This is a genomic window from Rhizobium sp. NZLR11, assembly GCF_019685115.1.
In the GTDB taxonomy this organism is placed as follows: Bacteria; Pseudomonadota; Alphaproteobacteria; order Rhizobiales; family Rhizobiaceae; genus Rhizobium.
Genome location: NZ_JABDWD010000008.1, coordinates 240,844 through 262,317, shown reverse-complemented (window position 1 = coordinate 262,317; position 21,474 = coordinate 240,844). Strand labels below are relative to the sequence as shown.

The window sequence follows — 21,474 nt, the reverse complement described above, 5'->3', positions numbered from 1 at the left end:
AGCCCTTCAACGAACAGGTCCTCCTTCCGGGAGACCTGCTCGTCCCATGCCACGTTGAAACCTCGTCAGGAAACGGCATCCAGGCCCTTGTCATGAAGGCGGCTGAGTTGTTCCAACTCAGCCGAGGTCAGGGTGATCCCTTCCCTTTCAGACTTTGCGCGCGCAACGAAACGGCGTTCGGAGGGAAGCCGTGCACCACCCCCGATTATTGCCTCGAACAGCGCTTCTGCTCGCGCAAACGGGTCACCCGGACGACCCGCCGAAAACGCTTTCGGCGACATGGCGATGATCAGCTCGCCATGCATTGGTGACAGTGTCGTCGTCCCGAGATAATCGAGCACTTCCGGACTTGTCAGATCACCGATCATGACCCCGGCAAGCAGTTCGATCATCGTTCCTATAGCCGAGCCCTTATGGCCGCCAAAAGGCAACATCGCGCCGACGAGAGCTTCATCGGGATCGGTGGTCGGGGCGCCGTGCGCATCGATTGCCCAGCCTTCGGGAAGCTGCTTGCCGGCGCGGCGATGAAGTTCAATTTCACCTCGAGCCACCAAGGATGTCGCGAAGTCGAAAACGTAGGGCGGCTTGTCCACTCGCGGCCAGCCGAAGGCGAATGGGTTGGTCCCCAGCAGTGGCTTGCTGCCGCCCGCCGGAGCAACCGCGGCATAGCTGGGGCACATGACGATCGCCGCGAGGCCTTGTCCGGTCAGGGCTTCCACTTCCGACCAGAGCGCAGAAAAGTGGACGACATCGTTGACAACCAACGCCGCAATTCCCGACGCGTGCGCCGCCTGAGCAACCAGCGGCAAGCCAAGCTCGAACGCGGGATTAGCAAACCCGCCATTCCCCTGAACCGTCACGATACCGGAACTTGCCTGCGGGGCGATCGTGGGGATGGCATCGGGCTTGGCTTTTCCCGCCTTCACCGTGCGCAAGGCGCCCTCGATGCGGTAGATGCCGTGAGATTTGCAGCCGTCGCGCTCGCCAGCCACAATGACATTCGTCAATGCAACTGCCTGCACCGCATTCAACCCGGCCCGCCGAAAGATTGCTTCAACCAACTCGTGCAGCTGGCTGATCGACATGGTGGCTGTCTCAGTCATTTTTCCTCCATCTAGCCTGGCCAAACAGGCAGGCAGGCATCGCCATGTTGCATACATATTGTATCCAATCCATCAGCAAGTTCAGTTTGTGACGGTCGAAAGCACTGAGCTTCACTCGGCAGGAAACATTTCGTCGCTGGGAGATACATACTCCGTCGACGCGGAGGATCCGTGGCAGAACGGCTACATGGTCTCGGACACGTGGGGTGTTACCCCCACCCTTCAGTAGCCTGCGCCACGCTATAGATCGGTGCCACCCCATCCAGTTTGCGGGAAAGCTGTCCGTTCTGCGCAGCGAAATGCCAGCGCCGCCGTCCAGGCAACCCACCATTAACGTTCGAAGTTCAGATAGTCTTTCGGGCTGGTCGGTGCTGTGCGCTTGATCAACGACGGCAAAAGCCGGCCCGCTTAATTCCGCCCGAATGAATTGTGGCGGTGTTGGAAATATCTAGGGGACGATGCGGTCCTGCGAACTGGCCATGATGGTTCTTCACCCAACAGGAGCCCGTTCCCATGCCTCGCATCCAGCCAACCAGACCCCAGATGGAGATATTGGTCTGGATCTCGATCTTCCTGCTGCTTTTCTGCCTATCCTGGCAGTTCCATTGGCATGAGGGGCTGGATGGGTTCATCGAGCAGCATCACGGCTACCCGCTCGACCACGCGCTCCTCGCCCTCAACATCTCCGGGTTTCTGGGGCTAATCTATTCCGCGCTGCGGATCCGGGATCTTTCGCGAGAGGTTAATCGCAGGCTGCAGGCCGAAAAGAACGTGGACTGGATTGCCTGTCACGACACGCTGACCGAGCTGCCCAACCGCAGATTTCTGGATTCCTTGTGCGCGCGGGCGATGATCGATCAAAGGGCACAGGAAACCTATGCCGTGTTCAGCATCGATCTCGACGGCTTCAAGAAGGTCAATGACCTGCTGGGGCACGATCACGGTGATGCGGTGCTGAAAATTGTTGCTCAGCGGCTCTCCGCCCTCTTTCCCCGTGAGCGCGTTTTCCGCATTGGTGCAGACGAGTTCGTCGTTCTGGCGCGGCGCATGGGAAATCCCGATCTTGCCGCTTTGGGCAGCCGCATCGTCCGCGTGATCGGCAAGCCTTTCACATTCAATGGTGTCGCCGTCGATCTCGGCGCCAGCGTCGGCTTCGCACTTTATCCGGAGAACGGCGATGACCTCGGTCAAGTCATTCGACATTCCGACTGTGCGATGTCTGTGGCGAAAAAGCAGGGCCGCGATCTGGTGAAGCCCTTCGTGCCTTCGATGCAGGACGAGTTGGCGAAACGGATTCGAATGGAAGGGGATCTGCGAGCGGCGATCCGGAAGGCTGAGATCGTTCCCTATTATCAACCGCTCGTGGACCTGAAGGCGAACAAGATTATCGGCTTCGAGGCGCTGGCCCGCTGGAAAACGGCTTCCGGCGAATTCATCCCCCCCAGCGTATTCATTCCAGTGGCAGAGCAAGCCGGCCTGATCGTCGAATTGACGGATCAGCTGCTTCGGCGCGCCTGCACCGATGCGCTTTCCTGGCCAAGCGAACTCGTCCTGTCGTTCAACCTTTCACCGATCCAACTGAGCGACAGGTTGCTGGGCCTGCGAATTCTCAAGATATTGGGCGATGTCGGTCTTCCCCCGCACAGGGTCGAGCTTGAGGTAACGGAGAGCGCCATCATCCAGGACGCCGTCACGGCACGGATCGTCCTCGACGATCTGGTGAATGCGGGGGTCAGGATTGCTCTCGACGACTTTGGAACAGGCTATTCCAGCCTCTCCCAACTGTCGAACTACCGGTTCGACAAGATCAAGATCGACAGGAGTTTCGTCGCCTCGTTCGAGACCAATGACAAGCAGGACAAGGTGATCAAGGCCATTATCGCTCTCGGTGCCGGACTTGGCGTGACGATCACGGCCGAAGGCATCGAAGAGGAGAGCCAGCGTCGACGGCTTCAGGAACTGGGTTGCGACATCGGCCAGGGATATCTGCTTGGTCGACCAGTGCCGATCGAGGAGATCACCGCAGGTCACGTCAACACCAGGATTTTGCAACGCGGTTGATGGGGGCTGCGGTCCTGATGCGAGCGTTTCGGGGAAGCATGTTGCACCCACACTCGCGGCTTACGTAGAGCAGGTTGTGACGCCTTCGAATTGAATGACGTCGCTACGGCTGGTCATACCCGATCCCGACATTGATCCACTTGAAAAAAGCCGGCGCGAACTCCTATTGGTCCGACAGCCCATGTTCCGGCCAGCGCCGCACAAGCCGATCTTGAACCGGTGGCCGAGTCTTGGCGGCGGGTTTTATCGCAGACTATTCCCAGGAGCTGGAGTGGCCCTGAATGCGTTCATTGTTCTGTCCATCTCAACCTGTTCGTCACGGCCTGAATCCAGGACTGTATTGCGTACCGACCCCTCTTGCACCAGTATTGCCGTTACTTCGAGCGCCTTTAGATTGTCAGTCGACAGCAATGCGCCCACTTGTGTTGAAAAGCAGGCACTGTCTGGTGCGTCAGTGATTTGCGATATTTCGGTGGTGGCCACAATGTGATTATTGGCTATGTAATTGCCACTACCGGAAACCAGCTTGATAATCACAGGCTTTACGGCGACAGGCTTGATATATTGAATATCTATTGTTTCCGAGATGTGGTTCGCGATTACCGAGTTGTTGCTGCCGTCAATATGCAAAAGTCCAAACAGATCATCCAAACCGTTGTCGTACTTCTGCATGGGCGCCCATGGCTCGCGATCTCGCAAAAAGTGATTTGAGGAAACCAAATTCTCGCAACAGTTATGAGCAAAAACCAACATTCCGGGATAGAAGGAATGGAATCTGTTTCCTGTGACCGAGGAACGGACGACGCCGGAAAAATAGACACTGCTCGCTCCTCGAGGGAATACATTGTTTGATGATACTAGAATGCCACCATAATTTTCAGCGTAAATGGAATGTCCCCTGTAGCCGGCTCCTACAAAATTATTTGCTATTCTTGTGGCCTGACCCATGCCTTTCAATTCGATACAGTTGCCGCACTCTGCAATGAAATTGTTATCTACCGCGAGCGCATCTGCATCATGAACAGTCACTCCATGCTCCAGATAGATAAGACCCATCCCCGTTATTCGGATTGAGTCATTGGCGCTGCCGACATAAATTCCTGTTTTGCCATTCCTGTATGTATTTTCTGAATCATTTTGCCCCGAACCATCGTCAATGAAGTGCAGGCCATCGATGCAGAAGTCGGCAAACTCCACAGAGCTTATGCGCGGATTTCCGATGCGCTTAACATAAAACGCGGCTCCGGCAGCCTCACCGTGGGCGGCATCCGGAGATGTGTCCACGAGTATGCGACTTCCGCCTGGCCACACTTCATGCCAGTGCGTCAGCTCGTTTGCGGGTACATTGAAACGGATGCTCGACGACGTGAAACCATGTCCAGAGCCCACAATCTTCAGATAGCTCAGGTCGATAACGACTTGCGTAACAAGACGATAATCGCCTGGTGGTATATAGATAACTGCTCCAGGTTTTCCGCCATCATTGAGATCGGAAACCGGTTGCCTGCTCTTGATATCCGCAATGATGCCATTGATGACCGCCCCAATATCCTCATAGGGATTGCCTGCGGGATGCTTCGTTACATCGAAGCAGTTTTCGCTAACCATTGTTAACGTCTTCTCGGACATTTCTTGCTCCACAGCGAGAGTAGACTGATGCTCTTGATTGGCTTGTTGCTCGCCAGGCGTCTGGGCAAACGCGTCCAACCAGTTCTCGTTTTGCGTTTGCAGTAAGATCCTGGCTGGAGATCCGAAAGAGTTGCAGACAATCGGTGCCGATAGATGGACTAGTCACTCTTGTGTTTCTCCAGGCAATATCATCACCAGATGCTGGTGCGGGTATCCGGTTTAAAGAAGTGAAGTTCTTCGGCATCGACAGCGATGCGCGCGATGTTACCTGCGCGTACTGTGCTCTTCGGAGAAAAACGGGCTACAGCAGCTTTTTCGTTGCCGATGTCGGCGACGGCGTCCGGGTCGCCGGCATCCACCCAAGGTGCGTCGATATGCAGATGCACCATGGATTCAGAACCCAGCGCCTCGACTAAAGTGACCGGGGCCGAGATCTCGGCCGAAGAAGGCCGGATCGCGGCGTCGTTCATGTGCTCGGGCCGGATACCGACAATGACCTGACGGTTGGACGCACCGTCGAGAGAGGGGCGGCATTCGAAAACCCGGTCAGGGATCTCGAAACTGTTGTTGCCCAGGGTCAGCGTCCTTCCATTCAGAACGGCCTCGTACAAGTTCATTGACGGCGACCCGATAAAGGCGGCGACAAAGACGTTTGCAGGGCGATTGTACAGGTTTTGCGGTGTGTCGACTTGCTGCAGCACGCCGCCTTTCATCACCGCCACCCGGTCACCCATCGTCATTGCCTCGACCTGGTCATGGGTCACATAGACCGTGGTGACATTCAGTTTTCTTTGCAGGCTGGCGATCTCGGCCCGCATCTGCACACGCAGTTTGGCATCAAGGTTGGAGAGCGGTTCATCCAGCAGGAAGGCCGCCGGTTTGCGAACGATCGCCCGTCCCATGGCGACGCGCTGGCGCTGACCTCCGGAGAGCAGCCCCGGTTTGCGGTCGAGCAATGCCGTCAATTCGAGAATGCGCGCCGCTTCGGTCACGCGACTATCGATCTCGGCCCTCGGCAGGCCAGCCATCAGCAAGGGAAAGGCGATGTTCTCGCGCACCGTCTTATGGGGGTAGAGCGCGTAGGACTGAAAGACCATGGCAATGTCGCGGTCCTTGGGATCGACATCATTGACGACCCGGTCATCGATCCTGAGTTCGCCGCTGGAGATGCTCTCCAGGCCGGCGATCATCCTCAGCGCTGTCGACTTCCCGCAACCCGAGGGACCGACGAACACCATGAACTCGCCATCCCTGACGTCGAAGTTCAGATCGTGAAGGGCGTGAAAACTGTTTGCGTAGATCTTGTTGATGTTGCGCAGTTCGATACCGGCCATACCTGCCTCCTCATCCCTTTACAGCGCCGAATGTCAGGCCGCCGACGATCTGTTTTTGAAGTGCGAGCGTCACGATGATGACGGGAAGCGAATAGAGCACCGCCGCCGCGGTCATCGCGCCCCAGGCAAGCCCGTAGACGGAATTGTATTCGGCAATGACGATCGGCGCCGTCTTGCTCGTCTCCGACGTCAGCAGCAGTGCGTAGAGGAACTCGTTCCAACTGGTGATGAACGTGAAGAGTGCGGTGACTGCGATGCCGCCCGTCATGACGGGAAGGATGATTTTCCGAAAGGCTTGAAATCGCGTGCAGCCATCCATGCGGGCAGCCTCTTCGAGTTCCTTAGGCACACCTTCGAAGAAAGCGGCCATGAGCAGCAGCGCCAGCGGCACAGCGGCCGAAGTGTGGGCGAGAACAAGCCCTGGAATAGTGTCAAGCAGACCCATGGACTTCAAAAGCTGGAACAGCGGCACACCCAGCGACACCGACGGCACCATGCGCGTGATCAGGGCAAAAAGCAGAAAAAGCGTGGTGATCCGGCGTCGGTACTGCGTGGCAACGTAAGCGGCAGGCACGGCAACCAAAAGGGAGAGCGCGGTGGTGAGCACCGCAACCGAAAGGGAATTGACGAAAGCTCTCGGCAGGGTCGACGACTGCAGCACCGCCCGAAAGTTCTCGAACGACATGACCGCAGGAAAGAAGCTCGGCGGGATCTGCTGAACATCGGCCGCCGGTTTGATGGAGGTCATCAACAGATAGATGTAGGGCAGAGCGTAGGACAGCACGAGCACGAGAGCTGCGGCGTTAATCAGGACTCCGCTGGCATTGAGGCGAGGCGCTCTATGCATGGGCCGGCCTCCATATCTTCCAATAGGCTGCGGCGGCCAGAAGCATCATGACCATCAGGAAAAGAGCGCCCGACGCCGACGCTTCGCCGAGGTCACCGAACCGAACCATGCGCTGGTAGATGTTCATCGAAAACACCTCCGAGGCATGGTTGGGACCGCCCTGCGTTTGTATCCAGATGAGGTCGAAGGTCTTGGCTGCATCCACCCCGCGCACGATGACGACGACGGCAATCACCGGGCGCATCAGCGGCAGCGTGACATGCCAGAACCGTTTGAACGCATTGGCACCGTCGATCCGCGCGGCCTCGAGCAGGTCTTTGGGAATGTTCGTCAATCCGGCGTAGGATACGAGCGCGACAAAGGAGGTCGTCAACCAGATATCGGCGAAGGAAACGGAATAGATGACGATATCTTCGTCGGAAAGCCACGCGATCGCATCGGGATCGCTGATGATGCCCAGATGGACGAGTCCGTAGTTCAGAATGCCGATGTTCCCGACCAGCAGAAAGCGCCACAGCAGGCCGGCGACGATCGGAGGCACCATCAGCGGCAGAGTAAAGATCGTGCGGTGCCAACGTGACTGGCCGGGCAGAGCCGAGAACAGCAGAGCGGCGCAGAAGCCGAAGGTAAACTCGAAGAACAGTGCGAAGATTGAATATTGGACGGTTCTAAAGGCGCTTTCGGCGACGCGCTTCGAGGTTAGCGCATCGACATAATTCTTGAGACCCACCCACTCTCGTATGTGGGGTGCGATGGTATCGACCTTGAAAAAGGAATCGAACACCAGGAGCCCTACCGGGTATGCGACCAGCAAGCCGAGGATGGCCAGCGCCGGCGCAAGCATGTAGAGCACAAATCGGTCTTCACCCGACATGGCCGTCTCCGAAAGCTGATGATAGGCGCAGGACCTTCGGTCCCCCGCTGAGGTTAAGGATACGGGTTAGTGGAGGATATCCTCGATCGTTTCCTTGGCGTCCGTCAGGACCTTGCCGACATCCGCTTTGCAGGTCAGGGCCTGCTGCACCGCGGGAAGCACCGCTTCGTCGACGATTTCCTGATATTTTTCGTTCATCGGCCGGCCTTGCGTCGCAGGAGCCCCAAGCGTTTCGAGGAGCGGTGTGAAATGCTCATAGCCGGGCTTGTCGACATAGCTTCGGTAGGCGGAGTTCGTCGCGGCGAGGCCAAGCGGAGCCTCGATGCCGAGGGCATTGTTGGCGATCGCGAAGGCTATGAACTTCTTGGCTGCATCCTTGTGCTGGGAGGTCGACGGAACGACATTGTACCAGGGACCGGGAATGGCCGCGATTCCGGCCTCACCTGCAAGCATCGGCGCCACGCCGACCTTTCCGCTGACCTTGGAATCCTCAGGTGTCATCTTGTAGGCGTGCGCCCAGAATTTCATCATCGCCGTCTTGCCTTGATAGAACAGGTTTTGAGCTTCGCCCCAACCGATTTCGTTGACGTTTTCAGGAACGGAATGATCGGTGCAGTGCGGCGCGATGTAGAATTCGAGCGCCTTCTTGTGCGCTTCATTGTCAATGATGACCTTGCCATCCTTGTCGAGGATCACCCCGGGCGAGCCCGCCTGAAGCACATGCGCCATCCACTCCTCAGAAAAGGTGCCGATGGTATCGGTGCCCCAGAAATCGGTCTTGCCGTCGCCATCCGTGTCCCGGGTGAAGAATTTTGCGATGTCGCGCCATTGCTGCCAGCTCTTCGGCGGCGCCAGGGGATAACCGTATTTTGCCTGAAACGCCTTCTGTTCCTCCGGCTTGTCGAAGAGATCTTTGCGATAGAAAACGATCTCGGCATTCGCCCAGGCCGGCATTCCGATCATCTTGCCGCCAACTTTGGCGTCCGCAAGCAAAGCGGGAGGCAGGTCTTTGCGCACTGCCTCGGTAAAGAGAGGCGAGAGATCCTCGACATGACCAGCGAATTTCGCATTCCATACGACGTCTATCGCAACGACATCGAAGGCCGACGAACCGGAAGCAATCTCGGCCGAAAACTTGTCGAACACACCCTGATAGGGGACGACGGAGAACTTCACCTCAATGCCGGTCTCGGCAGTGAACTTCTCGGCCACGGCCTTTTGCAGCATCTCCCCGCCGCCTTCGACCAGGACATTGATCGTTTCGGCCTGCATTGGGGCCGCCATGAAGATGAGCGCAAGCGCGCTGGCAGAAAGCAAATACTTCATCAGATCCTCCTGTCTTTGATCCGAGGCTCTCGCTCCAACCTCCGATGACAGGCAACATAATCTTCCAATGACAACGTTGTCAATTCAAATTGACGACGTTGTCATAAAATTGTCGACGTTGTCATTCCGTTCGTGTACAAGGTAATTAAGCAGGAAAAGGATTGGACATGGTCAGTATCGTCAGCGTCGCCAAAGCGGCCGGGGTATCGAACAAGACCGTGTCCCGGGTCATCAACGGCGAACCGCACGTGACGGAGGACACCCGAGAAAGAGTGGAAAAAGCCATTCGAGACTTGGGATACGTCCCCAACATGGCCGCGCGCCAGATACGCTCCAGCCGGTCCAACACGTTCGGGATCATCACGGACTATGTCTCGACCACGCCCTATTCGGTCGACATCGTACGCGGGATCCAGGACTGGGCCAACACGCACGGCAAAACCATCCTGATGGCGAACACCGGCGGCTCGTCCGAACGCGAGGCGGAAATCTGGAAAATGTTCCAGTCCCATCGCATCGATGGGGTCCTCTATGTGACGATGTACCATCGAATCGTGGATCCCGTGGCCGGCGATGTCAGCGTCCCGACGGTGATGATCAACTGCCGACCGCAAACCAGTGAACTTTTTCCGTCCATTGAGCCTGACGACTTCCAGGGCGCCCGAGACCTCACCCGCTATCTGCTTGAACGGGGCCATCGCAGGATCGGCTATATCAGACTTAACCCAGTTCTTCTGGGAGCAGAGCTGCGCTTGGACGCCTTTCGTCAGGCCACCAAAGAGTTTGAAGTGGCAGACGGTGACCTCACCATTCGTCTTGGAATGGAGGGACCGGTCGGGGCCGAGGAGAACTATGTCTTCGCAGCGGCGACCGAAATGCTGCAGCAAAAGGACCGGCCAACCGCGATCATGAGTGGCAACGATGAAATGGCGATCCAAATCTACATCGCGGCCATGGCGCTTGGACTCAGAATCCCGCAGGACGTCAGTATTGTCGGCTTTGACGATTTCAGGACCGTATCTTTGGCCTTGAAGCCGGAACTGACCACCGCGGCGTTGCCATATTACGATCTCGGTTTTCAGGGGGCGGAGTGGCTGAACACAGTGGTGGCAGGCGACAATGTGCGCGCCAGCAGTCGTGTCGTCTCCTGCAAGCTGGTGGAGCGCAATTCTGTGCGCAGTTTGTGAAACGACGCACCCGCCCGGCCGGCGGCGGACTCTGGTAGAGCGCATTAGAACAGGATGCCACTCGAAAACCGCTTCACACGATCGGCACCCTGCCCGAGCGTCAAATCTCCCCGGCCGACGGCCCCCAGACGTCCGTGAGCGCGAAGCCTGCGGGATGCGGGTCGAAGGGGTCGAGCGCCACCTGCGTCAGGCCGAAGGTGAAGCCGCGGCCGGTAATGGTCGGGATCACCGCCGGGCGGCCGGCCACCTCGGTTACCGCCTGCAGCCCGACCTCGAATTCCGAGCCGATGATCGATTTCGAGGTGAAGACGTCGCCGATCTTGGCCTTGCCGCGGGCATACAGGGTGGCGAGATTGGCGGAATTTCCGGTGCCGCAGGGCGAGCGGTCGGCCCGGCCCGGCCACATGGTCGTGCAGGTGCGCACCGTGCCGTCGGCCTCGGTATCGCGGAACATCACATAGGCGACGCCCGAGATCGCCGGGATCTCGGGATGGACGACCTTGATGTCGCGGTTGATCAATTCTTTCAGGATCATGCCGGCCTGGACGAGCCCGGCGGCATTGGCTTTCTCGATCTTCAGACCGATCTGGTCGACATCGACGAGGGCATAGAAGATGCCGCCATAGCAGAGGTCGGCCTTGATCCTTCCCCAATGCGGCGTGTCGATTGCGACATCGAGCTCATGCACGAAGGAGGGCACCATGGTCAGCCGGACCTTTTCGCAGCGCCCGTCGCGGCAGGTTGCCGTCGCCTTGACCAGGCCGGCGGCGGTTTCCAGCGTGACCGTCGTCTCGGGCTCCTGCATCTCGACGATGCCGGATTCGAGCAGGGCCGTCGTCACGCAGATCGAGTTCGAGCCCGAGCTCGCATGCGCCTGGTCGGGCTGCAGGATGATGAAGGCGGCATCCGCCTCAGGGTGGCGTGCCGGTAGCAGCAGGTTGACCGAGCCGATCGGGGCGCCGCGCGGCTCCAGGCAGAGGAAGCGACGGAGCTCGTCGCCCTTCGGATCGGTGTTCAGCCACTGCAGCTGGGCGGCGATGGTCTCGCCCGGGATCTTCGGCACGCCGCCGATTGCGACGCGGCCGATCTCGCCTTCGGCATGAACGTCCAGCAGCTGGATCGTGCGCTTCCATCTCATCTCAGAAAACTCCACTTCGGACGCGACGGGCGACGCCGCCGTCGACATTAAATCCGGTTCTAATATCGGTCTATGCGGAACGGGCTCATGTCGACCGGCGGTTCGGTGCCGGTCATCATATCGCCGATCAGCCGGGCTGTCGTTGCCGCATAGGTCAGGCCGAGATGGCCGTGGCCGGTCGCATAGAAAACCCCCGGTATCTTCGACGACGGCGAAATGATCGGGATCGTATCGGGCAGTGCCGGGCGATGACCCATCCACTCCGTCGCCTCCTCGAGTTTCAAACCGGGCAGCGCCCGTTGGGCATGGCGCACCAGCACCCGCGGACGGCGGAAATCGGGGGCGGCGTCGAGACCGGCGAGCTCGACATTGCCGCCGACACGGATGCCGCCGGCCGTCGGCGTCACCATGAAGGCGCGATGCGGCCAGATCACCGAATAGCGCATGGCGATGCCGGGCTTCATGATCTGGGTGTGATAACCGCGCTCGGTTTCGAGCGGGATCGGCTCGCCGAGCTTTTCGGCGAGGAAGCGGGTGTGGACGCCGGCGGCTAGCACTACCGAACCAGCCTCGATGCGGCTGTCATCGTCGAGGAGAACGACGGCGGTGCCATCGCCCCTGCGCTCGATATTCCTGACCGCGCCGGAGACGAAATTCGCGCCGGCAGCTCTTGCCGCGTCGAAGAGTTTCACCACCAGCTTGTAGGGATCGCGGATCGACTTGTTGTCGGGCAGCAGCACGGCTTTGGCGATCGAAGGCGAAAGCGCCGGCTCGTAATATTGGATGGCGCCGTTGCTCAACACCTCGAATTCGAGGCCGTAGCGCTGCATCATGGCGAGATGGCCGCGATCGGCGGCAAATTCCGCCTCGGTCTCGTAGATCGCCAGGCAGCCCTCCTCGGTCATCATCTCAGCCGCATTGATCGCCTCGAGCATCTGCCTGAAATCGGCGAGCGCCCGCTGCGACAGGCTCATACCGGCATCCTCGATCTGTCGCAGACGCGACGGCCGGCCGGCGGCGAGGAAACGCAGGAACCAAGGCAGCATCTTTGCCGCATAGGAGGGCCTCAGCCAGACCGGGCCTTCCGGATCGAGCAGCCAGCCGGGCATTTTTTTCCAGGTCGAGGGGCCGGAACCGGCGGCAAAATCGAGCGCGATGCTCGCCATATTGCCGAAAGACGTGCCGCGTCCCGGCTCAGCCTTGTCGATCAGCGTCACCACAAAGCCGCGCCGCTGCAGCTCGAAGGCGATCGAGGCGCCGATCACGCCTGCGCCGACGACAACAACCGTCTTCTTCGTCTCATCCGCCATGCGATCAACCCACCCACACGGCAGACAGGATTGCCGTTCGTCAGTCTGATATATCAGATCGGTGGTCATGCCTAGAGAATTTCCGTTTTCTCCGAATCACGGAAAATCTCTATCTCTTTGTTTTCTCGCAATTCCGAAACGCAAAACCGCCATGCACTTTTGCTGGAATTACTCTATGGAATTTTTACTGGCTTTCCGACAGGCCGGCGCCGACGCTGTCGCCGACCGAACCGACGGTATTGTTCATCGACTGGCCGAGACGCTTCAACTGGGCATCGTAATTGCGGCGGGTGCGCGGATCGAAAATTGCGATCGGCGTGCTGACGGCAACGCTGACGGCACTTCCCGCTGTCTGCGCAGCGCCCATCGCCACCGCGCCGACGGCTTCGCCGAGGCCGACATTGGAATCGGTGATGGTCTGGCCGGCAATCAGCCGGTCGCCGATCAGCTTCACCACTTCCGGGCTTTCGGCGAATTTGCCGTGGTTTAGCCGGTCGCCACCCTTGAGCTTGGTCAGGTCGAGCACGGTGATGCCGGCCGCCTCAAGCTTGCTGCGGTAGGGTTCGACGGAGGGATCGATCTGGCCGAGCCGATCGACATTGCCGGAGATGCGCCGCGACAGAGCGAGCGCCCGGTCATCCCTAGAGACGAAGATGGTGAAATGCGGCCGGTCCTTGCCGAGGCTGACGAACTGGCGGCCGAAGACGTCGACATCGAGATCGGGCGAGGCGAGGATGACATTGTTGATCTTCGGGGCGACATGGCCATTGCGGATCGCCATCTGCCGCAGCGCTTCGACGGTCAGCCAGGTGCCCATCGAATGGGCCATGATGGTGATGTCGCTGACGGCCGGATTGGCGGCGGTGCGGGTGAGCAGTTCCTCCAGCGCATCGCGGGAATAGTTGGTGCTTTCCTTGTCGTAATTGTAATCGAAGATGCTGGCGCGCGAAGGCCAGGTGAAGACGACGGGGGCGACGTCGGCATGCGAATCATGGACGATCTGCGCGAAGCGGTAGACGGCATCCTCATAGCGATTGTTGAAGCCGTGCACGAAGACCAGCACCCGGCGGCTCCTAGGCATATGGCCCTTCAGCCAGGTCTCGCCGGCCCGCTCGCCTTGCAGGGGATCGACGGACACGGTGACGAAATCGCGCAGCGGATCGGCCGGCAGCCGCCTTGGCCATTGCACCTGGCCGACCTTGCGATTGGCTTCCGGCGGGATCGAGACATCGACGGCATTGACGGTGAGCCCGGTGCCGCGTTCACCTGAAAAAAGCACGGCGGGATTGTCGTCGGCAGCGCGGGTCGTCGCGACGAGAAGATCGACTTTCGACGTGCCAGGGGGAACGCTGCCGGCCGCCTGCATGACGCCGACCGGCCTGCCGCCGCAGCCGGCAAGCGCAAACGCCGCAAACAAAAGACCTGTCATAGCCGCCCGCGGGCCGCGCCATTTGCCGATCATGACTTAACTCCAACCGGTGCACGCACCGGCAGGCGGCGCCCGTTCAAATAGGCCGACGGTGCTTGCCGAGTCAAATTGCGTGCGGTGAAGAGCTGGGGTGGAAAAAGAAAAAAGCCCGACGCGGGAGGAGGTGCGCCGGGCTCTTGATCCTGACTGACAACTGGGAGGAGGAGTGTTGTCAGTCCGATGTAAGAGCGCTGGGAGGAGGAGTGCGCTGCTTACGGAGATATATGTACCGCGTTCACTCGATCGGGAACAGCGAAAATATTGCAATGCAGCAATGCGCTTGATGCATTGCTTGCCTTATAAACAGCACACCAACGCCTAATTTTGCAGCACGTTTGACCGAATGGTCAAAATTGTGCTGAAAATTTGCGCCCGACCAGGAGGTTGCGCGCCGCTCATCCGGCTGTCGCTACCGACCTGGGTCGAGACCAGTGGCTCGACCCAGGTCGGGTTGGTGTGCGAGGCAGCCATGGGCACTGCCGTCGGCTGCTTCACCCCTCAGGCGGCCTTGAAGACCTTCCGGCCTTCAGCGTCGAGCGCCGAGAACTCCTCGTCCGACAGCGCGATGTCGACGGCCGCGACGTTTTCCTCGAGATGCTTGACCTTCGAAGTGCCGGGGATCGGCAGCATCACAGGGCTGCGCTTCAGCACCCAGGCGAGCGCGATCTGGCTCGGCGCGGCATTGTGCTTTTTGGCAATCGTATCGAGCAGCGAGCCGGGCTTGGCCAGATCGCCGGCGGCGAGCGGGTACCAGGGGATGAAGCCGATATTGTGCTTGGCGCAATAATCGAGCACGTCCTCGCTGGTGCGATCGACGAGATTGTAGCGGTTCTGCACGGTCGCGACCTTGAAGTGTTTCGAGGCCGCCTCGATGTCGGCGACGGACACTTCGCTCAGCCCCGCATGGCGGATGAGGCCGGCATCAAGCAGCGATTTGATCGCATCGAACTGTTCCTTGGCCGGCACCTTCGGATCGATGCGGTGAAGCTGCCAGAGATCGATCTGCTCGAGCCCCAGGTTGCGCAGGCTCTTATGCGCCTGCTGGATCAGATATTCCGGGCGGCCGACCGGCAGCCAGAGATTGGGGCCGTGGCGGGTCAGGCCGCCCTTGGTGGCGACGACGGACTTGGCGCCATAGGGATGCAGCGCCTCCTTGATCAGCCATTCGGAAATATCGGGACCGTAGGAATCGGCGGTATCGATGAAGTTGACACCGAGTTCGGGCAAGCGCTTCAGCGTGCGGATGGATTCGGCATGATCGGCGGGCTCGCCCCAGATGCCGTCACCGGTAACACGCATGGCGCCGAAACCGAGACGGTTGATCTCGATATCGCCGCCGATCTTGAAGGTGCCTGACTTGGCTGCGTTATGACTGGACATGGTCTTTCCTCTCTTGGTCGATACGTTCGAAGCCGGACGTTCAAAGCCGGTGAAACTGGATCGCCGTTTGCAGGCGCTAAATTCGGTGCGGGAGACTCAAAAAAGCTGTTCGTGGGCGGGAGCATTGCCGCGCGCCCTGACAGGAGATGGGCCGGAGGGTTGCCAGATGCAATGAGCGGGCGCTTGCTGCCGTGATAAAAAAGATGCGCGGCATGCCGTATGCCGGCGGCCATATCGCGGCGCCAGGCAATTTGCCGCCGGCGAAGCCCGCTTTCAAAACCCGTTCTTTGCCTCGTCGCCGAATTCCGCCAGGATCTTCCAGAGTTCGGCGAAGATTTCATGGGCGAAATCGTGCAGCGAGGCGCCAGGCTCGCGTTGCTGCCAGAGTTCGCCACCGACGCGCAGCGCGCCGATGACGACCGCGGCAAGCACGCGCATGCGCGACCGCTCGCCCGGATCGTTTCCCCTGCGCAGAAGCAACGCCTCGGCGAGCTTCTGTTCGAGCCTGGCATATTTCACCTGGTCGCGGGCCTTCAGCGCCGGCGTGCGACGGATGAGTTCACTGAGCGCCAGGCCGCGCTCGTCGACAGAGGCGATGACGGTGGCGGTGATTGCCGCCTCGACCACAGCCACCGAGGGTTCTTCTGCCGGCCTTGCGGCGATCTCGGCCATCAGCCGATCGGCGAAACCATCCTGCCAGGCGAAAACCACCTCTTCCTTGGAGGGGAAATAGTCGAAGAAACTGCGCTTGGAGACATCGGCCGCCTCGGTGATGTCCTCGATGGTCGTGGCCTCGAAGCCGCGCTGGAGAAAGAGACTCATCGCCGCTTGCTCGATGCGCTCGCGGGTCTGCCGCCGCTTGCGTTGCCGCCTGCCTTCCGTCGCTGCCGTCCGCTTGCTGTCAGCCATTCCTGCCCGGCATCATCGTTCAGCCGCCGGTTTCGTTGGAAAAGGCGGCGACATCGTCGAGTTCAGTCTCGCTCTCACGATAGCTGAAGCGCTCGCGCGACAGCTCCAGCGGCTTGCGGCGGGAGATCCGGTAGACGGAGGCCGGCGGCAGGTTGCGCACCGTGCCGCCGATGCGCACCGCCTTCAAGCCGAGACGGTCGAGGATCGGCCGCGGCACCGGGCAGCGCGGGCCATAGGTAAATTGATAGACCGCTCCGCCCGGCCGCATATAGGCAAAAGCGCCGGCCAGGATCGAGGTGATCTTGCGCGGCGACATGGACAGAAGCGGCAGGCCACTGATAACGGCGCCAACCGGTTCGCCTTCGAAAATATCGGCATGGGCGAGATGGGCCGCATCCATTTGCAGCACGCGCGCCGTCGGGAACCGCGCCTGCAGCGAAGTGATGAACTCCGGACCGTATTCTATCAGGGTCAGGTCCGCCTCGCTGACGCCGCGCGCCAGCAGCGCCCGGGTGAAAACGCCGGTGCCGGGGCCGAGCTCGATGATCGGCCCGTCGAGTGCGGCAATTTCACTGGTCATGATCCTGGCAAGCGAATCGCCCGACGGCGCGATGGCTGCGACCCGAAGCGGGTTGCTGATCCATGAGCGGAAAAAATGCAGGAAATCGGAGCATGCAGCCTTTGCGGTCATGATTATCCCACCTGTTTGAAATTCGATTGATTATGAAAAACGACCATCGCGGCGAGCATGGCAATTCCAAGGCAAAGGCATCAATCACCCGCCTGAACAGGCGATCCCAGCGAATTTTCGGTCGGGAGCAGGCGTAATTTTGTATTTATTGCATTTTTGCAGTTAACGCAAGATTTAATAGGGGACCCGAGCAACGACGGGCCGAATCCGGCAGACCGCTATCCTCAATGCAAAAGGCGGCCCAAGGCCGCCTCCAGGCTGGTCAACAAAATCGGCCCACATCGCGTTGGCGAAGGGCCGAGCGCTTCGTCAATAGTTGCAGCCAGAGCTGCTCGTCGGGTTGAAGCCGAGCTTACAATCCATGTTGAGGGGCTTTTTCGGGCTCATCATATAATGTGTCGAGCCCATGCTTTCCGCGCGCTCGCCGATCGAACCGGTCGTGCGCCTGTCATGTTCAACCTTGGTTTCCTGCTGGGCAACCGGACGTCGGGTTGCACCCTGTTCTGTCGCGCTCGACTGGAGGGGAACTGCCGCGGCTGAAAAGGCCGAGAGGCCGAGGATCGCACCGAGGGCAGCGGCCATCAGGCCGGTCTTGAAAGTCGTTGTCATAGTCGTCTCCTTGGGAGGATTCAGCGAATTTACGCCCCGGAGTTAGGAAGGCGATCTGTCACAATCTACGGCGCCAGAGCCGAGGTCACGGATATGTGAGCGGCCCCATGATCGAGAAAAAGGCGGCTCATCGCCGCCTCTTTCATTTGCCGGCTCAATAGCCGTTGTCGCAGGGCATACTGCCGGGACCGATCGATCCTGAGAACGTAGGGTTGCATATTTCCGGGGCTGCAGGTCGGTTCGCCGGCTGGCGGACGATCGAGCCCGTGGTACCGGCCTCTACGCCGAAGGCGGCAAGCGGATACCAGTAGCCGTCGGAATGGCGGCGGGTGCCGGGCCGCTCGCTGCGAGAGCCTTGATAGCCATGCCAGGACCCGGCATCTGGTTTATATTGCACCATTTTTACGGCTTGGACATCGGGCGGCCGAACCGCCTGGACGGGGGCTGCCTGCGCTGGGGCAATCGACGCGAGGGCGAGAAGGGCGCCGAGCGCGACGGTGGAAGGGGCAAGTCTGAGCATCTTCATGATAAACCCTCCTTAGTGGATTTACCTGATGACAATGCCTTGCCCACCCGCGGAGTTCCGGGCTCGCATGCAACTTCCTAAACTCGTGATTGCAGGCGATCCGGCGTGACTGAAACGCCAAAAAACGTGAAAAGTCGCGATCGGCGGAAGGGCTCAAACGGCGCTGGGGCGGAAAGGTGAATTCTCTATTCTCAATTCGCGTATAATGTCCGATAGCCCTGGCCAGAGAGGCAGGCGACATATTGCCGGTGGGCCGCGGCACGGGCAATCGTTTCCGCCTCCAGATCATCGGCTTGGGCATAGCCGGTCAGCTGGGCGCGCAGCTGATATTGTCGCCTCGCCTCGTCATACATGGCGTTGCCATCGGTCATGCAAATGCCGTGCGCAACAGCAGACGGATTGACCGGCACGCCGACCGCCAGGAGGACCGGATCATTGGCATGGTCGATGCAGCCGGCAAGCGCCGTCATCATCCCCAGGGCAGCCAGAGCCCGAAAAATTCCCATCGTCATGCATTCCTCCGGCCGAACCGCCTCTGAGATCATCAGATCTGCGCTTACGTCAGCAAGGTTGCGCGAAACTAGAGCATGTCGGCCAGAAGTGTGCAGCGGCGCAGAAGTTTAAATATTGCTTAAATATTATATTAATGCTTACTTATGGGTGTAGACACTAATCTCTCCGGGGGAGAAAGATTATGGCTTCGCCGTGGGTGAACGACGCGCTGTCGCACGCGCGATCAGCATTTTCCAGCAAGATCAACGCAGATATCCTTGAGGTTGGGGGCGGCTCTCGAACCCATATCCGCTTGGAGGGGGCCCGATATACGGTCCTGGACATCTCGAAGGAGCAGCTCGAGAAGAACCGGGACGCTTCTGAACGGATCCTCGGCGATGCGCAAACCATCGACTACGGAGATCGTCACTTCGACGCCTGTGTCTTCTGGGATGTTCTCGAGCATCTGGAAAGCCCGCGCTCTGCCTTATTGAGAGCCCATGATACCCTGTCTCCCGGTGGCCTGGTGTTCGTGAAAGGTCCGATCCTGAGTTCAGCCAAAGGGATCTTCACCGACCTGACGCCCTGGTGGAGCCACGTCTTGTTCTATCGCTACGTCCTGCGGCAGAAAAACGCCGGCGAGCCCGGCTATGCCCCCTTTCGCGTCGAGCACGCCGCAGAAGCATCGCATTCGGAGATTGCCGGGACACTGAAGGAACTCGGCATGGATATCGTCTTCGTCGGCGAGTATGTGTCGACGCAGGTGCATGCGCTCAAGGACCGGATTCCCCCGCTTTATTGGCTCTACGAAGCCTTCGGCCTGCTGCTTCGCACAGTTTCTGCCGGAAGGATCGGCGGGCGGGAGACGGAGTTTCTGATCGTGGCAAAGTGCCTTCGGGATAACGACGTGCATCAAAACAAGGGCAACTCCCACCAAACTCTATATAGCACTTCGGAATCCCGAAATTGGCTGCGGCATTGAAACCATTCAATGTTTCCTGAGGGTCACAGTTCACGAAGCGCGGCGGATTTCGGGATTCCGAAGCGGCAGTATTTCGGGATCCCGAAGTGGGATTTTTTTCTTCCTGCCGACATGCCCGCGTTTGTCGGCGGCAAGCTTGCGGTCGATCTCGGACCATTTCCGGCAGTTTTCAGCCGTGCACCGCTTCCACTCATCGGTGGGTGGCGCACCTTCATGGTCGCCGACAAATGTCAGCGTGAACCGGTTGGGATGCGCGACCCCGCTGCCTGCCCGGCCGCGGCGAACTTTGATCAGCCCCTTATATTCCAGCTCATCGAGCGCATCGGCAACGTATTCGCCGGTGACGCCGTAGGACACGAATTGGGGATGGGTCACGACAAGCTTGCCGTTTTCCAAGGCGGCGTGCGAGGTGTGCTCGATGACGATGCGGAAGAAGGCTCGGCAGGCATTGGCGCTCAATGTCGTGAAAGCCGGCGATTCCAGCAACTGGATCGTCAGCCAATGCCAGCGAAGGCTGCCGTCATCACACCTGCCGGGCGGAGCGGTATGCTTGCGCACCATCGCCCGCGTCTTTCCGGCGCTGGTTCGGCTCTTGTCGCGCGGGTTGAATTCCACCATCAGCCCCTTGCCCTCATTGCCGGCCTATCCTTTGGCAAGACGTATGTTCTGCGAGGCCGGGAACTCTGTTCATAAAGGGGGCGACGGCCGCGGCTCGTCCAGGCGATCACTTCGCCGATAGGGAAAAATTTGCTCAACATCCGGCATTCCATGGTTGCAATTGCGGGCAACCTAGCGCAAGAACGATCCATGAACTAGGAAAATATTCTTAGTTTTGATCTTATATAACCGAGGTCTTCCTGCTAGAATGTTGACAGTGATGCATCACAGGCGACAGGAGACGAGGCGAATGATCGGCATTTACGGGAAGCGGTTGCTGGCATCGCTTTCGATATTTCTTGTCAGCGCCATCCATGCCTTTCCTTGTGATCAACGCATCGTGCTGTCCAACTGGAAGTCCTGTCAGATCGCTTCATTGAGCGAAGAGGGTGGCGACGCAGATTGGAAGGCCGTGCCTGAATGGACTCGTAGCAAAGCCATAAGCCCGTATTTCTTAAATGATCCGCGTGCACTGGCCAATCACGGGCTTTGTAACGCCAAGTTCCACCGCGTCGTTATCTGCTGGCCGGGATGGGATGAGGGCGACAAGGACAAATGCTCTTATCGCATTTGCGATGGCGCCTCATGGAAAAGAGTACCGGATGGGGGCTGATCTCAGCCGGAAGGCCACCGCCTACCCTTCAATGTCAGAGGCCAGTCAGGGTGAAGAGCGCGGAGCTCGCCCGGTCCCCAGTATCCTACGATCAGGGTCTGAATATCCTGCTCACCCCGGAAAGCGCCGCCAAATTCCGCGATTTCACGCAGGCGGCATTGGGACGGCAAACGCAGTTGCTGATCAATGACAAGATCGTCATGGAACCGTGGATGAGGGAGCCGATCATGGATGGCCGCATTGTGCTGGCGGGAACCGATGGGAAAGATTTAGAGGCGATGGCAGAGCAGTTGAGGATTCCAGGGGCTTCGATTATCGTCCGATTGCGCCCGTGAGGG

Annotated in this window: 19 protein-coding genes and 2 pseudogenes; 5 read left to right on the top strand and 16 right to left on the bottom strand. The window is 59.3% G+C overall.

The window, feature by feature from the left end:
* Positions 1-65: 65 nt before the first annotated feature.
* Positions 66-1,103: an Ldh family oxidoreductase gene (locus HJB83_RS16770; RefSeq protein WP_221132440.1), complete on the bottom strand. Its 1,038-nt coding sequence runs from the start codon at positions 1,101-1,103 to the stop codon at positions 66-68.
* 513 nt (positions 1,104-1,616) lie between these two features.
* Here HJB83_RS16770 and HJB83_RS16765 point away from each other — a divergent pair.
* Positions 1,617-3,164 carry a bifunctional diguanylate cyclase/phosphodiesterase gene (locus HJB83_RS16765; RefSeq protein ID WP_221117784.1) on the top strand — a complete coding sequence of 516 codons (1,548 nt, stop codon included), beginning with the start codon at positions 1,617-1,619 and terminating at the stop codon, positions 3,162-3,164.
* 243 nt (positions 3,165-3,407) lie between these two features.
* Here HJB83_RS16765 and HJB83_RS16760 read toward each other — a convergent pair whose 3' ends face one another.
* The 5 genes from HJB83_RS16760 to HJB83_RS16740 all read right to left on the bottom strand — a co-directional run bounded on the left by HJB83_RS16760 (position 3,408) and on the right by HJB83_RS16740 (position 9,174).
* Entirely contained in the window at positions 3,408-4,772 is a 1,365-nt protein-coding gene (locus HJB83_RS16760) for a NosD domain-containing protein (RefSeq protein ID WP_221132448.1), read from the bottom strand.
* Between the two features lie 212 nt (positions 4,773-4,984).
* Positions 4,985-6,127, bottom strand: coding sequence for an ABC transporter ATP-binding protein (locus HJB83_RS16755; RefSeq protein ID WP_207582717.1), 1,143 nt, complete (start codon positions 6,125-6,127; stop codon positions 4,985-4,987).
* A gap of 10 nt (positions 6,128-6,137) precedes the next feature.
* The gene (locus HJB83_RS16750) at positions 6,138-6,974 is read right to left on the bottom strand and encodes a carbohydrate ABC transporter permease (protein ID WP_207582716.1); all 837 of its coding nucleotides are present in this window, start codon (positions 6,972-6,974) and stop codon (positions 6,138-6,140) included.
* A complete protein-coding gene (locus HJB83_RS16745; protein WP_207582715.1) occupies positions 6,967-7,848 on the bottom strand; it encodes a carbohydrate ABC transporter permease in 882 nt (293 codons plus the stop codon). The genes HJB83_RS16750 and HJB83_RS16745 overlap by 8 nt, the downstream gene beginning before the upstream one ends.
* 66 nt (positions 7,849-7,914) lie before the next feature.
* Entirely contained in the window at positions 7,915-9,174 is a 1,260-nt protein-coding gene (locus HJB83_RS16740; RefSeq protein WP_221132439.1) for a sugar ABC transporter substrate-binding protein, read from the bottom strand.
* 167 nt (positions 9,175-9,341) lie between these two features.
* On the opposite strand from HJB83_RS16740, the gene HJB83_RS16735 reads away from it, so the two are divergent.
* Positions 9,342-10,361, top strand: a complete 1,020-nt coding sequence (locus HJB83_RS16735; RefSeq protein ID WP_207582713.1) for a LacI family DNA-binding transcriptional regulator — start codon at positions 9,342-9,344, stop codon at positions 10,359-10,361.
* A 100-nt stretch (positions 10,362-10,461) separates the two neighbouring features.
* Here HJB83_RS16735 and HJB83_RS16730 read toward each other — a convergent pair whose 3' ends face one another.
* The 9 genes from HJB83_RS16730 to HJB83_RS16690 form a co-directional block, all read right to left on the bottom strand.
* Complete coding sequence (locus tag HJB83_RS16730; protein ID WP_207582712.1) at positions 10,462-11,499, bottom strand: proline racemase family protein; 1,038 nt, start codon at positions 11,497-11,499, stop codon at positions 10,462-10,464.
* Between the two features lie 59 nt (positions 11,500-11,558).
* Complete coding sequence (locus tag HJB83_RS16725) at positions 11,559-12,809, bottom strand: FAD-binding oxidoreductase (protein ID WP_221132438.1); 1,251 nt, start codon at positions 12,807-12,809, stop codon at positions 11,559-11,561.
* Positions 12,810-12,993: 184 nt separating this feature from the next.
* Entirely contained in the window at positions 12,994-14,271 is a 1,278-nt protein-coding gene (locus HJB83_RS16720; protein ID WP_221132437.1) for an alpha/beta hydrolase, read from the bottom strand.
* Between the two features lie 504 nt (positions 14,272-14,775).
* Positions 14,776-15,657, bottom strand: a complete 882-nt coding sequence (locus HJB83_RS16715; RefSeq protein ID WP_221132436.1) for an aldo/keto reductase — start codon at positions 15,655-15,657, stop codon at positions 14,776-14,778.
* Positions 15,658-15,930: 273 nt separating this feature from the next.
* The gene (locus HJB83_RS16710; protein WP_221132435.1) at positions 15,931-16,566 is read right to left on the bottom strand and encodes a TetR family transcriptional regulator; all 636 of its coding nucleotides are present in this window, start codon (positions 16,564-16,566) and stop codon (positions 15,931-15,933) included.
* Positions 16,567-16,585: 19 nt separating this feature from the next.
* On the bottom strand, positions 16,586-17,257 hold the full coding sequence (locus HJB83_RS16705; protein ID WP_207582707.1) for a class I SAM-dependent methyltransferase: 672 nt from the start codon (positions 17,255-17,257) through the stop codon (positions 16,586-16,588).
* A 309-nt stretch (positions 17,258-17,566) separates the two neighbouring features.
* Positions 17,567-17,866, bottom strand: coding sequence for a hypothetical protein (locus HJB83_RS16700; protein WP_221132434.1), 300 nt, complete (start codon positions 17,864-17,866; stop codon positions 17,567-17,569).
* A 154-nt stretch (positions 17,867-18,020) separates the two neighbouring features.
* Positions 18,021-18,392 (bottom strand): cell surface protein, encoded by a 372-nt coding sequence (locus tag HJB83_RS16695; RefSeq protein ID WP_221132433.1) that lies wholly within the window; start codon positions 18,390-18,392, stop codon positions 18,021-18,023.
* Between the two features lie 191 nt (positions 18,393-18,583).
* Entirely contained in the window at positions 18,584-18,904 is a 321-nt protein-coding gene (locus HJB83_RS16690) for a hypothetical protein (protein ID WP_207582704.1), read from the bottom strand.
* A 182-nt stretch (positions 18,905-19,086) separates the two neighbouring features.
* Here HJB83_RS16690 and HJB83_RS16685 point away from each other — a divergent pair.
* Positions 19,087-19,782: pseudogene (locus HJB83_RS16685) on the top strand (class I SAM-dependent methyltransferase); the annotation flags it as partial.
* Between the two features lie 114 nt (positions 19,783-19,896).
* Here the strand turns inward: HJB83_RS16685 and HJB83_RS16680 are convergent.
* Entirely contained in the window at positions 19,897-20,484 is a 588-nt protein-coding gene (locus HJB83_RS16680; RefSeq protein WP_221132432.1) for a hypothetical protein, read from the bottom strand.
* A 259-nt stretch (positions 20,485-20,743) separates the two neighbouring features.
* Between HJB83_RS16680 and HJB83_RS16675 the strand changes: the two genes are divergently transcribed.
* Complete coding sequence (locus tag HJB83_RS16675; RefSeq protein WP_246762752.1) at positions 20,744-21,136, top strand: hypothetical protein; 393 nt, start codon at positions 20,744-20,746, stop codon at positions 21,134-21,136.
* 47 nt (positions 21,137-21,183) lie between these two features.
* Positions 21,184-21,471, top strand: a pseudogene (locus HJB83_RS16670) (hypothetical protein); the annotation flags it as partial.
* Between the last annotated feature and the right edge of the window lie 3 nt (positions 21,472-21,474).